This is a genomic window from Romboutsia faecis, assembly GCF_014323405.1.
Taxonomy (GTDB): domain Bacteria; phylum Bacillota; class Clostridia; order Peptostreptococcales; family Peptostreptococcaceae; genus Romboutsia_E; species Romboutsia_E faecis.
In genome coordinates this window covers 95,876-108,600 of the sequence record NZ_JACRWE010000003.1, presented here as the reverse complement: position 1 = coordinate 108,600, position 12,725 = coordinate 95,876, and the positions used below count along the sequence as shown (strand labels likewise).

General features: G+C 27.1%; 13 protein-coding genes. 5 read left to right on the top strand and 8 right to left on the bottom strand.

The window, feature by feature from the left end; all coding sequences use genetic code 11:
• The first annotated feature begins 40 nt into the window (after nucleotides 1–40).
• A complete protein-coding gene (locus H8923_RS06965; protein WP_153925972.1) occupies nucleotides 41–349 on the top strand; it encodes a DUF1540 domain-containing protein in 309 nt (102 codons plus the stop codon).
• A 54-nt stretch (nucleotides 350–403) separates the two neighbouring features.
• On the opposite strand, the gene H8923_RS06960 is transcribed toward H8923_RS06965, so the two are convergent.
• Entirely contained in the window at nucleotides 404–835 is a 432-nt protein-coding gene (locus H8923_RS06960; protein WP_172976700.1) for a MarR family winged helix-turn-helix transcriptional regulator, read from the bottom strand.
• 207 nt (nucleotides 836–1,042) lie between these two features.
• Between H8923_RS06960 and H8923_RS06955 the strand changes: the two genes are divergently transcribed.
• Nucleotides 1,043–1,255 (top strand): small, acid-soluble spore protein, alpha/beta type, encoded by a 213-nt coding sequence (locus H8923_RS06955; protein WP_243139912.1) that lies wholly within the window; start codon nucleotides 1,043–1,045, stop codon nucleotides 1,253–1,255.
• Between the two features lie 123 nt (nucleotides 1,256–1,378).
• Nucleotides 1,379–2,062 (top strand): YjjG family noncanonical pyrimidine nucleotidase, encoded by a 684-nt coding sequence (locus H8923_RS06950; protein ID WP_153925968.1) that lies wholly within the window; start codon nucleotides 1,379–1,381, stop codon nucleotides 2,060–2,062.
• 215 nt (nucleotides 2,063–2,277) lie between these two features.
• On the opposite strand, the gene H8923_RS06945 is transcribed toward H8923_RS06950, so the two are convergent.
• Nucleotides 2,278–3,741, bottom strand: a complete 1,464-nt coding sequence (locus H8923_RS06945; protein WP_207707750.1) for a WD40/YVTN/BNR-like repeat-containing protein — start codon at nucleotides 3,739–3,741, stop codon at nucleotides 2,278–2,280.
• Between the two features lie 140 nt (nucleotides 3,742–3,881).
• Complete coding sequence (locus H8923_RS06940) at nucleotides 3,882–5,729, bottom strand: glycoside hydrolase family 13 protein (protein ID WP_153925967.1); 1,848 nt, start codon at nucleotides 5,727–5,729, stop codon at nucleotides 3,882–3,884.
• A 207-nt stretch (nucleotides 5,730–5,936) separates the two neighbouring features.
• Here H8923_RS06940 and H8923_RS06935 point away from each other — a divergent pair, with 207 nt between their 5' ends.
• A complete protein-coding gene (locus tag H8923_RS06935; protein ID WP_153925965.1) occupies nucleotides 5,937–6,749 on the top strand; it encodes an Mrp/NBP35 family ATP-binding protein in 813 nt (270 codons plus the stop codon).
• A 96-nt stretch (nucleotides 6,750–6,845) separates the two neighbouring features.
• Here the strand turns inward: H8923_RS06935 and H8923_RS06930 are convergent, their stop codons facing one another.
• From H8923_RS06930 to H8923_RS06915, 4 genes are read right to left on the bottom strand one after another with little or no spacing between them, the layout of a single operon-like run.
• Entirely contained in the window at nucleotides 6,846–7,976 is a 1,131-nt protein-coding gene (locus H8923_RS06930; protein WP_153925963.1) for a sodium ion-translocating decarboxylase subunit beta, read from the bottom strand.
• A gap of 28 nt (nucleotides 7,977–8,004) precedes the next feature.
• On the bottom strand, nucleotides 8,005–8,355 hold the full coding sequence (locus H8923_RS06925; RefSeq protein ID WP_153925961.1) for a biotin/lipoyl-containing protein: 351 nt from the start codon (nucleotides 8,353–8,355) through the stop codon (nucleotides 8,005–8,007).
• Nucleotides 8,356–8,414: 59 nt separating this feature from the next.
• Nucleotides 8,415–8,690, bottom strand: coding sequence for an OadG family transporter subunit (locus H8923_RS06920; RefSeq protein ID WP_153925959.1), 276 nt, complete (start codon nucleotides 8,688–8,690; stop codon nucleotides 8,415–8,417).
• 16 nt (nucleotides 8,691–8,706) lie between these two features.
• Entirely contained in the window at nucleotides 8,707–10,107 is a 1,401-nt protein-coding gene (locus H8923_RS06915) for an oxaloacetate decarboxylase subunit alpha (RefSeq protein ID WP_153925957.1), read from the bottom strand.
• A 495-nt stretch (nucleotides 10,108–10,602) separates the two neighbouring features.
• Here H8923_RS06915 and H8923_RS06910 point away from each other — a divergent pair, with 495 nt between their 5' ends.
• On the top strand, nucleotides 10,603–11,286 hold the full coding sequence (locus H8923_RS06910; protein WP_153925955.1) for a GntR family transcriptional regulator: 684 nt from the start codon (nucleotides 10,603–10,605) through the stop codon (nucleotides 11,284–11,286).
• 73 nt (nucleotides 11,287–11,359) lie between these two features.
• Here the strand turns inward: H8923_RS06910 and citG are convergent, their stop codons facing one another.
• A complete protein-coding gene (gene citG, locus H8923_RS06905) occupies nucleotides 11,360–12,718 on the bottom strand; it encodes a triphosphoribosyl-dephospho-CoA synthase CitG (protein WP_153925954.1) in 1,359 nt (452 codons plus the stop codon).
• Nucleotides 12,719–12,725: the final 7 nt, after the last annotated feature.

Here is a 12,725-nt window from a genome sequence, read left to right as displayed (position 1 = left end):
TTAGCATAATATTAATAAATATTAAATTAGGAGGTTGTTTATGGAAAGTAATTTAAACTGTCAAGCATACAATTGCGCTTATAACAAAAATAATTATTGTTATGCTTCTCATATAAAAGTAGAAGGATATGAAGCTACTATAACTCCTGAAACTTACTGTGATAGCTTTAAAAATAAATCATCATTTAGTTTTTCAAATTTTTCAAGTGAGACAAATTTAACTAATACTCAAAATATATCTTGTAGCGCTAAAAATTGTACTTATAATGTTAACGGTGCATGTAACGCTAAACATGTTGATATAAACTTTGAAAATGCGACTTGCGAAACTTTTAGACTTTCTCACTAAAATATTAACAGCATGAATTAAAATCTAATAATATATTTTAATTCATGCTATTTTTTATACTGAATCTTTATAAATCCTATTTGCGTAAACCCTTTCAATAAAGCTCATATATAATTCTCTTTCTTCTTCATTAAAGTCACAAGTTACTGAATAGAACCAGTCCTTAAATATAGATTTGATATCATCAACTGTTTCTTCACCTTTTCCAGTTAAATATAAGCTATATGATCTGCTATTATTTTTATCCTGTATCTTTTCTACAAGCTTTAAGTCTACTAGCTTCTTTATAGTTCTTGTAACCATTGCTTTATCAACATTTAATGCAACTGCAATGTCTTGTAAATTTATACCTTCAATCTTTTTTATTATTATTAGATACCTTAAGCTAACTAAAGTGATATCATGTTTTTTTAAAACACTCTCTGAATATCTTCTAAAATCTTTATTTATAATCCATATTTGTCTACTTAATAGATTTAATTCCAATCTCATTCACCTCTACAAAATTATTTAACATCTTATTATATATTATTTGTCATACTAAATTCAAATAATATTTTATTATTTATTAAGTTTTATTTATTTATGTCATATTTTTTAATTTTATAGTGGTTATTTTTGTTAAATTTATTTAAAATTGTATAAAGATTTTTTAATTGATAAAAATAAAAATATAAATGAGGAGGTTATTTTATGAACTTTAATAATGAAAATAATATAATGAATAATAAATCAATTGATTCTAATGCTAGAAAGGCTTTAGAACAATATAAATTAGAAATATCTAGTGAATTAAACAATTTCTCAAGTGATGAATTTCCTTATGTAGGAGGTATAGCTACTAGAAAATTAGTAGAAATGGGTGAAAGAGCTCTTATAAATGAGTACAACAATAAGCAAAATTAAATTGTAATTAATTATGCTATACTAAAAAATGTCTTTACGTATCTTTATAATTCTCTCTTTGCTAAATAATGTTATGATATAATATTTCATAGACATACATTATTAGGTAAAGGGAGATATATTATGAAATACGAAGTTCTTTTTTTTGACGCAGATGAAACATTATTTGATTTTAAAAAATCTGAAGATGTTGCTTTAGATAGATTAATGGAATCTATTGATACTAATTTAGACAAAGATTTTTGCATTGATGTTTATAAAAGAATTAATAAAAATATTTGGAAAGAATTTGAACAAAAATTAATTTCATCAGATGATTTAAAAGTAGAAAGATTTAAACGTTTTTCAGATGAAATAAATTTATTATGTAATCCTCAAGATTTAAGTGATATGTATACTAGCTATTTAGCTGAAGGATCTTTTATTTACGAAGAAACTGAAGAATTACTATCATATCTTCATGGAAAATATAAAATAGTAATAATAACAAATGGATTAGTTTCAGTGCAAAATAAAAGAATAAAAGAGTCTATTATTAAAGATTATTTTGACGATGTTATTATTTCTGATGAAATAAAAATAGCTAAACCTGATTCTAAAATTTTTGATTATGCTTTAAATAGCATAAATCATTCTAATAAAAATTCTGTCTTAATGATAGGTGATAGTTTATCATCTGATATTAAAGGTGGATTAAATGCTGGAATTGATACTTGTTGGTTTAATTCTTCTAAAAAAGAAAATCAATCTGACATTATTCCAAAGTATGAAATAAATAGCCTATTAGACTTAAAAAATATATTATAATTAAAATATTATAAAAAAATCCATCAAGTATATAATCTTCTTGATGGATTTCTTTAAATTTATATTAAAATTACGATATAAATTAATAATTTTTTAATAATCATACGCTCTAATAAGTAAGCTTAACATACCATATATTGGTATTTTTGTAGTATATAAATCACAGAGTTAGCTAATCAAATATAACAAATCTATATTCCTCTACGACTTTTAAATTATTCTATACATTTCCAATTTCGTCCCTTATCATTAGAACTATAAATTAAACTACTATTTCCATTATAGTCTCCATCAGCACCTTGTTCTATATTCACATAAAGCTTTCCATCTTTCTCATAAGGAATGCCTGGATAATCAAAAGGCATTATAGAAGTACCATTATCTAGAGTAACTGATTTTTCTTCAAACTCTACCTTGCTAAAAGACTTTCCTCCATCTTCTGTTCTGTATAACTCACCTTCACATCCGCCATTTCTAGAAACACCTATAAATCCTATATTTTCATCAATAAAATATATTCCATAAGCTTCTCCAACTGCTCCATCAAATGGATTCTCATTTATAGCAAACCAATTGTTACCATTATCTTTAGTTTTATAAAGTGAATAGAAAAAGCTTCCTGCTGCTTTATCCTCTACATTCAACTTATATCTAATTCCATCATATAAATAAAACTCATCTTTAGTACTTGAGCTTCCTTCTATAACATTCCACTCCTGTTGAATTTCATTTGATAAATCTTCTTCATCAGTATCTAAATACTCAAACCAATATGAATCAGTTAATAAATTATACCTAACTGGAGTTATTTCTTCTTTTTCTGGTACATATATAGAAACAGGATATCCTACTAATTTATCTCCAAATAAATTTAGTGGTATTTCTTCTCCTTTTTTATTAATTAAAACAATTCCATTTCTGTAACTTTCCCAATTTACTTTACCTTTGTATAATAGAGCAAATTCATTTTCATTCCAATTACTAACTGTATCTTTTATAGAAATTAATTCAACCGTTTCAAATAACGGATCTAGTAACTTATCATTGCTATAATCAGAATTTACTACCCCATTTAATATAAGCTTTATATCTTTTGATTTATTTTTGTCATAGTATATTAAATATGTTTTTTCTTTTCCATTTTTATCTTTTCCATAAATAAAAGTTTCAAAGTATGTAATTGTGCCACCTTTTTCAAACTTAATACTAAAGTCATTTGATATATAAAGCTTTCCAGGCAATTTGTATTTTTTATTTATATCTTCAAAAATACCTTTTACTCCATATTTATAAATATTATCTTTATTGAAATCTACATTTTTTTCACTTTTAACTCTTTTAATAACCCATGCAAGTTTACCACCGTAATTAGTTGCACTTTTATATATTTTTACTCCGTAAAATAAAGTCATTGTAAAAATAATTATAAGCGAAATACATTTCCAGCTTTTAGAATTTAATAATTTTAATTTACGTTCTTTATTTCTATTAATTCTTATTATATAAAAAATAGCCATAAATATGAGGAATACTAAGCATATTATAAATATGTAAATGTTATTATTGTATCTCCCATACATACATAAATCAGTTAGTTCATAGCATAAAATCCAATATAGTATCAAAATTATCGGACTAGTCACAAACTCCATAGTTATTCTTTTTAATTTTTCTTTCAAACTTATTTCTCCCTATAAAAAATTATTTTATTCTATTTTTATACTAAAATATTTTAATCTTTTAAATAAATCTTTGTTCCTAATAAGATTTATTTAAAAGATTATTAAGGTTCAAAATTATTAACAATTAGGAAACTTGATTATATTATAGATAAAACCAAATTACTTTCCTTTAATAAAGCAAATCCATTTGATTTTAAACATATTTTATCTTCTAACTTTATATTTATTTTCTTAAATAAATCATATACTTCTCTATTTTTCAGATAATTTGGAAGTTCACATTCTATTTCTTTTGAAGAATTATTTATTATAACTGTCACTTTTCCTTTTTTAAATACTAATAATCCACTATCTTTATCATTTATTACCCATTCATTCTTTACTATCTTAAAGTCATCATTCTCTTTTCTTATTTGTATAATATCTTTTATAAATTCTAGTATATCTTTATTTTGTTTATCCTCATCCCATACCATACACTCTCTTTGACCTTCACACTCTGGTGTTTGCAAACCTTCCATACCTACTTCATCCCCATAGTAAATACACGGACAACCACTTTGAGTAAACATAAATAAATATGCTAATTTAAGCTTATCTATATTCCCTCCTGCAAAGGTAAGCATTCTAGTTGTATCATGACTTCCTACTAAATTAAATGTTACTTCATTTACTTGTCTTGGGTAACTAATATTTACATTGTTTATTAAGTATTTAAATTCTTCTGCATTCATTTGACCTATACAGAAGAAATCTCTTATTGAATTTGTTAAAGGATAGTTCATGACTGAGTCAAATTGATCTCCCATAAGCCAAGGTAAGCTGTTATGCCATATCTCACCTAAAATATAAACATCTTGTTTTTCTTTTTTTACTTCTTCTCTAAACTTTCTCCAAAATCTATGGTCTACCTCATTTGATACATCTAATCTCCAGCCATCAATATCAAATTCCCTTACCCAGTACTTTCCTACTTCTATTAAATAATCAACAACATCTGGATTTTCCGTATTTAATTTTGGCATTTCTGCAACACATCCAAATGTTTCATAAGGTATGTTCTTCTTATTCAAATATTTTAAAGGAGTATCAATTCTACTCATATCTTTTATATAAAACCAATCTTTGTATTTAGAGTTATCTTTATTTTTTATAACATCCTGCCACATATGAGAATAATAACCTATATGATTAAATACAGCATCTAGCATTATTTTCATACCACGACTGTGTAATTCATCTACAAGTTTTTTTAAAGTTTCTTTATCTCCTAAGTATGGGTCTATCTCCATATAGTCAATTGTATCGTATCTATGGTTTGTATTCCCCTTACTTATTGGGCATAAATAAATTCCTGTTACTCCTAAATCCTCTAAATAATCTAAGTGGTCTATTATCCCTTGTAAATCACCACCTGTATAATTATAATGAGTAGGCTTTGATCCCCAAGGCTCTACGTTTATAGGGTCTATATTAGGATTCCCATTAGCAAATCTATCTGGAAATATTTGATACCAAATACTATCTTTAACCCATTTTGGCGGACTTGGTATATCTATTTTATTTAAGTATGGATATCCAAAAAAATTCTCAATATTACTAAGTTCTTTAAAGTTTTCATCTTTACTTAAATCAAATATTTTCTTTTCTGTATATAATAATTTTTCATCTTCTTTTTCTACTACAAAACAATATCTAGATCTATTATTTTCAGGTTTACACTCTGCAATCCAATAATCAAATAATTCAGTCTCAACTTCCTTTTTCATTGGAATATACTTTCCACCACTCCAATTTTGACCTGTAGAATTAAGGTTACCTGCAGCGACTATTTCTTCCCACATATATGGATCCCCAATTCTTAAAGTTGCTTTTTCAATATCTCCCTTTTTACTTCTTAAACGTATATGTAAAACTTCTTCATCATATCCATATGCATAATTACTTTTAGGTATATGTAATAATGCTTCTTTTAAAATACTCATTCTTTACCCCCCATTTAAAACTATATATTATAAATACTAATTATTTCATTTTACCATGTCAATAAAAATCAATTTCAATAGATTTATGTTAATCTTTATTTATTATTGTTTATTTTAATATTATATGATTTTATTTAAATATTAAGGGTATTATTGTATTATAATAGTATACTAAATACATAATTATATATTTTCGGAGGTAGTAAAATGTCAAACTGTAATTCTTGTCCTTCAAAAGGAAATTGCAATACAAATGCTAATAGTTGTGGTGTAGTAAATCACCCTTATAATAAAATTAAAAAAGTTATCGGTGTAATGAGTGGTAAAGGTGGAGTTGGTAAGTCAACTGTAACTACATTACTTGCCAAAAAGCTAAATAGTCTTGGATATAATGTTGGTATATTAGACTCTGATATTACTGGGCCAAGTATACCTAGGCTTATGGGATTAAAAGATGAAAGAGCTATGTCTAATGGTAATGATATCTATCCTGTTGCTAATGAAGATAATATAAAAACAATGTCTATAAATTATATGGTAGATACAGAATCTCAGCCTGTAGTTTGGAAAGGTCCAATGATAACTAATGCTGTTAAACAATTCTATAGCAATGTATTATGGGGAGAATTAGATTATTTATTAATAGATATGCCTCCAGGTACTGGAGATGTAGCTATGACTGTAATGCAGTCTTTACCTATAAATGGAGTTATAATGGTTTCTGTTCCTCAAGATATGATTTCTATGATAGTAGCAAAAGCTATAAACATGGCAAAAATGCTTAATGTTAATGTTTTAGGTGTTATTGAGAATATGAGCTATATTGAGTGTCCTGATTGTAATAAAAAAATAAAATTATTTGACGGTGAAGAAAGTGATGTATTCTTTAAAGAAAACAACATAGATCTTCTAGGAGAGCTTCCTATGACTAAGGAAATAATAAATATAACTCATAATGGAGTAAAAGAAATAAGTGATGATTTAGATTCAATACTATCTAATATAGTAAGTAAATTATAATAAAAAAGGAGATGTATCAAAATGATTTTAAAATCATTAAGATTTACATCTCCTTTTTATATAAATATATTAATACTTCTCAAAATTTAATAATCTTTATGCAAAGAACTTAAGTAATATCCCTGCTGCAACAGCAGAACCTATAACTCCAGCTACGTTTGGACTCATAGCATGCATTAATAAGAAGTTTGAAGGATTTTCTTCTTGCCCAACTTTTTGAACAACTCTTGATGCCATTGGTACTGCTGAAACTCCAGCTGCACCTATCATTGGGTTTACTTTTCCTTTAGTTAATTTACACATTAACTTTCCACCTAAAACTCCTGTTGCTGTACCTACTGAGAATGCAGCAAGTCCCATTGCTATTATACCTAAAGTTTGAGCACTTAATAATGTATCTGCATTAGTCGTTGCTCCAACTGATAACCCTAGTAATATAGTTACTATGTACATTAAAGAACTTTGAGCAGTTTCTACTAATTTAGGAACTAATCCTGATTCTTTTATTAAGTTACCAAACATTAACATACCTACAAGTGGTGCTGCTGTTGGTAATAATCCTATAACTATTATCATAACTACTATTGGGAATATTATCTTTTCTTTTTTAGTAACAACCCTAGTTTGCTCCATCTTTATAGATCTTTCTTCCTTAGTAGTTAAAGCCTTTATTATTGGTGGTTGTATAACTGGTACTAGTGCCATATAAGAATATGCAGCTAGTGCTATTGTACCTAATAATTCTGGAGCTAATGCACCAGTTAATTGTATTGCTGTTGGTCCATCTGCTCCACCTATTATACCTATAGATGCCGCTTGTGGTCCTGTAAATCCTAAAAGTATTGCTCCTAAGAATGCGAAGAATACACCAAATTGTGCAGCTCCTCCTAGTAACATTGTCTTTGGATTTGCTATCATTGGACCAAAGTCCGTTCCTGCTCCTATACATAGGAATATAAGTGGTGGGTAAATACCAAGCTTGACCCCTTGATATAGATAGTAGAATAATCCACCTTTTTCACCATCGTGTGCTGCCTGCATTAAATCAACACCTGGCATATTTGCAAGTAACATACCAGTTGCTATTGGTATAAGTAAATATGGTTCATAACCTTTGCTAATAGCTAAGTATAAGAAAAAGCATGCTAAAGCTATGACTATTATTTGTTTAATGTTCATCTGTGCGAACCCTGATTCCATTACGAAATCCATTAACATTTGACCCATGTCATCTTCCTCCTCAAGCTTTAAAATACTATGCTATTTTTAATATTACATCTCCAAGATTTACGTTTTGTCCTTTTTCAACATGTATAGCTGAAACTTGACCATCAACTGGAGCTACTATTTCATTTTCCATTTTCATAGCTTCAAGTATAGCAACTACATCACCTTTTTTAACTGCTTGTCCTTCTTTAACTAATATATTAAACATGCTTCCTGGCATTGGAGCTGTTATTTCTTCACCTGCTCCATTTGAAACTGGTGCAGCCTTTGGAGCTGCTGGTGCTGCAGTTTGAACTGGCTTTTGTCCTGGTTGTACTTCTTCTACTTCAACTTGATATACTTTTCCATTTAATGTTATGTTATAAGTTTTTATACTCATTTTAATCTCCCTTTCAATAAAAAATCATATTATTTAATATTAATTAATAATTATTTTAATTATTTTATTCTTGTTATTTTTCTTATGTGAAGATTTGGATTTGGTTTTCCATTTCCAGCCATAATTGATGCAACTAAACAAGCTACTAATCTTTCTTCTTCATCATTATCATCTACCACTGTATTTGTATTAACAGGCTTAACTTCTTCTTTTTTCTTTTCTTTAAATAAAACTTTAAATGAACTTAATACTACAGCTATTAAAGCTAAAGTTAAAAGAACTATTGTCATACTTGATATTGTGATAGATATAGCTTCCATAAATGTTATATTCATATTTACCACCTATTCTCTACATAGTTACTGTTATATATTGTATCGCGTTATCATCAACTTCTTCTGTCGTAGCACATTCATTATACTTAGCTTCTAAAAACTTTGGTGCTACTTGTGGGAATAAAGCATACGCTAATACATCCTCATCAGTTTTAGCTAAATCTCCAGCTTCCTTTTTCATAGCCTCAAATTCAGGTGCTATTAAATCAGCAGGTCTAACAGTTATAACTTCGTCGTTACCGATTATTTTCTTTTTAATTTCCTCATCTATTTGTGCAGGAGCCTTTCCATATAGTCCCTTAACATAATCTTTTATTTCTTTTGGAACTAACTTATATCTTTCTCCAGTTAAAACATTAAATAATGCTTGTGTTCCAACCATTTGACTTAAAGGTGTTACAAGTGGTGGATATCCTAAGTCTTTTCTAACTCTAGGTACTTCATTTAAAACATCTTCGTACTTATCTTCAGCATTTTGCTGTTTCATTTGAGATAATAAGTTAGATAACATCCCTCCTGGAACTTGGTATTTTAAAGTTTGAGGATCTGTTAATAAAACTTTAGCATCAAGTATACCTTCTGCCATATATTTATCTCTTATTGGTTTGAAGTATTCTGCAACTTCAAGTAAAGCCTCCATATTTAATTCTGGATTTCTTTCCATTTCACCAAATGCTATTGCTAAAGATTCAGTTGGAGGTTGGCTCGTTCCACCTGATAATGGAGATATTGCTGTATCTATTATATCTATTCCTGCTTCAACAGCTTTCATATATAACATTTCAGCTATACCACCTGTACAGTGAGTATGTAACTCTAAAGGTAAGTCAGTTGCTTCTTTTAATTTTTTTATTAAATCATATGCATTATATGGCGTAAGTACCCCTGCCATATCTTTTATACATATAGAATCCGCACCCATATTTTCCATAGTCTTTACTAATTCAACATAGTACTCTGTAGTGTGTACTGGACTTGTTGTATAAGATATTGCACATTGGCAATGTCCATTATATTTTTTTATTGCCTTCATTGATGCTTCTAAGTTTCTTACATCATTTAATGCATCAAATACTCTTATAATATCGATTCCATTTTTTATAGATAATTCTATAAACTTTTCTACTGTATCATCAGCATAGTTTCTGTAACCTAAAAGATTTTGACCTCTAAGTAACATTTGTAGCTTTGTATTTTTTGCATGCTTTCTTATAAGTCTTAATCTCTCCCATGGGTCTTCATTTAAGAATCTTATACAAGAGTCAAATGTTGCTCCACCCCAAACTTCCATTGAGTGATATCCTACTTTATCCATTGTTTCTAAAATAGGTATCATTTCTTCAGTTTTTAACCTTGTTGCCATTAAAGATTGATGCCCGTCTCTTAATGCAGTTTCAGTTATTTTCAACTTACTCATCTTATGTCACACTCCTATCTATAATTTATTTACGTAACATTTTTATCACACTAAAAAAATAGTCGATTCTTGTTATTCTCTACTCTATTTATTATATAATCTTACTTATTGTATACCAAGTTTTTTTAGTGTTCTTTTTAGAGTTGTTTGGTATACAATGTCAAACTATAATTCCACCTTTTACAAATAATTTTGCTCATTCTCTATTTATTTTTATAGTTGAGTTTTATATATATTTAAAAGATATCCACTAGTTTATTCCTTGTTTTTGTATCAAATTTATTATTTATAATTATAATTCTAATCTTTTTGCTTTAAATTAAAGTTTTGATATTAATATATAATTAAAATTGTATACAATTTATTTATTTAGTATTTCAATTTAAAAATTCGTATACAAATTTTATCATTTTTTTGTCGTAATCTGTTGGTATTTTATTGTTTTTAGTGTAAAATTTATATATGACATAACCTTAAAATGGAAGGAAGATAAAAATGAAAAATTGGATGGATGAGTTTGTTAAAAACACTGATTTGTCTCAAAATAGACCTATTAGGGAAGTAGTATATGAAAGCTTAAGAAAAACATTAATCGAAGGTAAAATACCTTTAGGTGAAAGAATTATCGAAAAAGAATACTCTGAGAGATTGAATATAAGTAGAACTCCAGTTAGAGAAGCTCTAAAGCAGTTAGAGTTAGAAGGTCTAGTAGAATACATTCATAGATCAGGTGTCGTTGTAAATACTATTACTAAAGAAGATGTTATCGAAGTATATAGAATTAGACAATCACTAGAATTATTAGTTATCACTACAGCTATGGATAATATTACTGAAGAAGAAGTTGATGAAATCAATCAATTATTAGACTATACAGAAAAAGTAAATTCTGAAGGAAAGATTAATGAAGTTATAAAATTATTTGGGGAATTTAATTCAATAATATATAAAGCTAGTAAAATGAAAAGGCTTCCTCTTATGATATCTAATTTAAATAGCTATTTACAAAGATTTAGAAATATATCAATCGAGGATAATAGCCGTAGGGAAAAGGCTTTAGTTGAACATAGATATATACTTCAAGCTATCGTATCAAAAGATAAGGATTTAGCCGAAAGAACTATAAAAAAACATTTAGAAGATTCATTAGAAATTGTTGTAAGTCAATTTAATATCTAGGCTATTATATCTTAACTATATTTTTTACAATATTATCTATCATAGCCAATATATAAAAAGCAATATCTTAATTTTAGTTAAGACATTGCTTTTTTAAGTTATAAAGAAAAATACTAATAGCAAGTAAATCTGCACAGCCACCAGGGCTAATATTTTTTCTTATATATTCTTTTTCTAATTCGATAATTCTATTTTTTCCTTCATTTGTATATACTCCACCTATTTCTAAAAGTTCCTTTGCATCATTTTGAACTTTTTTTAGAGTTTCTATATCATGTCTATAAACAACAGTACTATCTTCAACTATAGACATTAATTCTATTAATATTTGTGTATATAACTCATTTTCTCCTAATTTAGAATCACTATATTTATCAAGTATATTATAAAATAAAAATGATAGTCCATCTTTTACTTGACCTCTAATACCTGTAAATCCATACTCTAAATATAATTTTTCTCCATGTGTAAGATTATTTTTTTTATCTATATCTTTAAAATCATCTAGTATATTACTAACCATTTCTCTTATAGTATTTGGGATTTTATCAAGTTTTTCCCCATTATAATTAACCTTAGCTACTGCAGCTATTGTAATTCCCATTAGAAATATCATACCCTTATGAGTATTAATATTTTTTGTTGCTTTAAACATTTCATCTTCACATACTATTCCAACTTTTCTTATCGCATCAAATACTAAATATGATTTATTATATGTGTATCCTAATTTATACATTTCTTTTAGATAAGGTGTTATTGCCATTGCACTATCTAAAAAAGTATAATAATTCATATCTTTATGTGAACCTTGACTAACTGGAGATACTAGTCCAAATGAAGGAAATGTTGATACCTCACTTATCATTGCTTTTAAAGCTTGTTGTGAAGTATTATAAGCTAGAATATCTCTTTTTTTTTCATGTTCTTTATATTTTGAATATGTATCTTCAAAGTATTTTTTTATGTCATCTACACTATGATTTTGTGCTCTTGAGCATATTCTAGCTTCCATATCACATATAAAACATTTTCTAGGTGCTTTGTAAAGATGAGATCTTGAAATTCCAATGCTCTTATTACACTTCATAGTATATACATCTATATCTACGCATCTTCCTAATATATGGTTTTCTTCTATATCAATCATTAACTTTTTTACAGTTACAAAATCTTTATCAAATGAAAAATGGCAAATTACACCTTCTTTATTTTTATATTTTTCATAATAAACTATATACTTTTTAAAATAAGTTAATATCTCATTATAAATAATATTAACTATATCATCAGTAATATAGTTTGATTTTTCAATTCCAGGATAATTAATTTTAAGTGTAACTAGTGTGTTGTCACTATATTCTCTTAATAATTTTTCTTGATGTTTAACTCTTTTTTCTCTATCAAATAAAAACGCATCTATTAAATTCATAATTAAT

Excerpts from the sequence above, each read along its gene's own strand:
- H8923_RS06965 (WP_153925972.1), top strand. The coding sequence starts at position 41 with ATGGAAAGTAATTTAAACTGTCAAGCATACAATTGCGCTTATAACAAA.
- H8923_RS06955 (WP_243139912.1), top strand. The coding sequence starts at position 1,043 with ATGAACTTTAATAATGAAAATAATATAATGAATAATAAATCAATTGAT.
- H8923_RS06950 (WP_153925968.1), top strand. The coding sequence starts at position 1,379 with ATGAAATACGAAGTTCTTTTTTTTGACGCAGATGAAACATTATTTGAT.
- H8923_RS06940 (WP_153925967.1), bottom strand. The coding sequence starts at position 5,729 with ATGAGTATTTTAAAAGAAGCATTATTACATATACCTAAAAGTAATTAT.
- H8923_RS06935 (WP_153925965.1), top strand. The coding sequence starts at position 5,937 with ATGTCAAACTGTAATTCTTGTCCTTCAAAAGGAAATTGCAATACAAAT.
- H8923_RS06930 (WP_153925963.1), bottom strand. The coding sequence starts at position 7,976 with ATGGGTCAAATGTTAATGGATTTCGTAATGGAATCAGGGTTCGCACAG.
- H8923_RS06925 (WP_153925961.1), bottom strand. The coding sequence starts at position 8,355 with ATGAGTATAAAAACTTATAACATAACATTAAATGGAAAAGTATATCAA.
- H8923_RS06920 (WP_153925959.1), bottom strand. The coding sequence starts at position 8,690 with ATGAATATAACATTTATGGAAGCTATATCTATCACAATATCAAGTATG.
- H8923_RS06915 (WP_153925957.1), bottom strand. The coding sequence starts at position 10,107 with ATGAGTAAGTTGAAAATAACTGAAACTGCATTAAGAGACGGGCATCAA.
- H8923_RS06910 (WP_153925955.1), top strand. The coding sequence starts at position 10,603 with ATGAAAAATTGGATGGATGAGTTTGTTAAAAACACTGATTTGTCTCAA.
- citG (WP_153925954.1), bottom strand. The coding sequence starts at position 12,718 with ATGAATTTAATAGATGCGTTTTTATTTGATAGAGAAAAAAGAGTTAAA.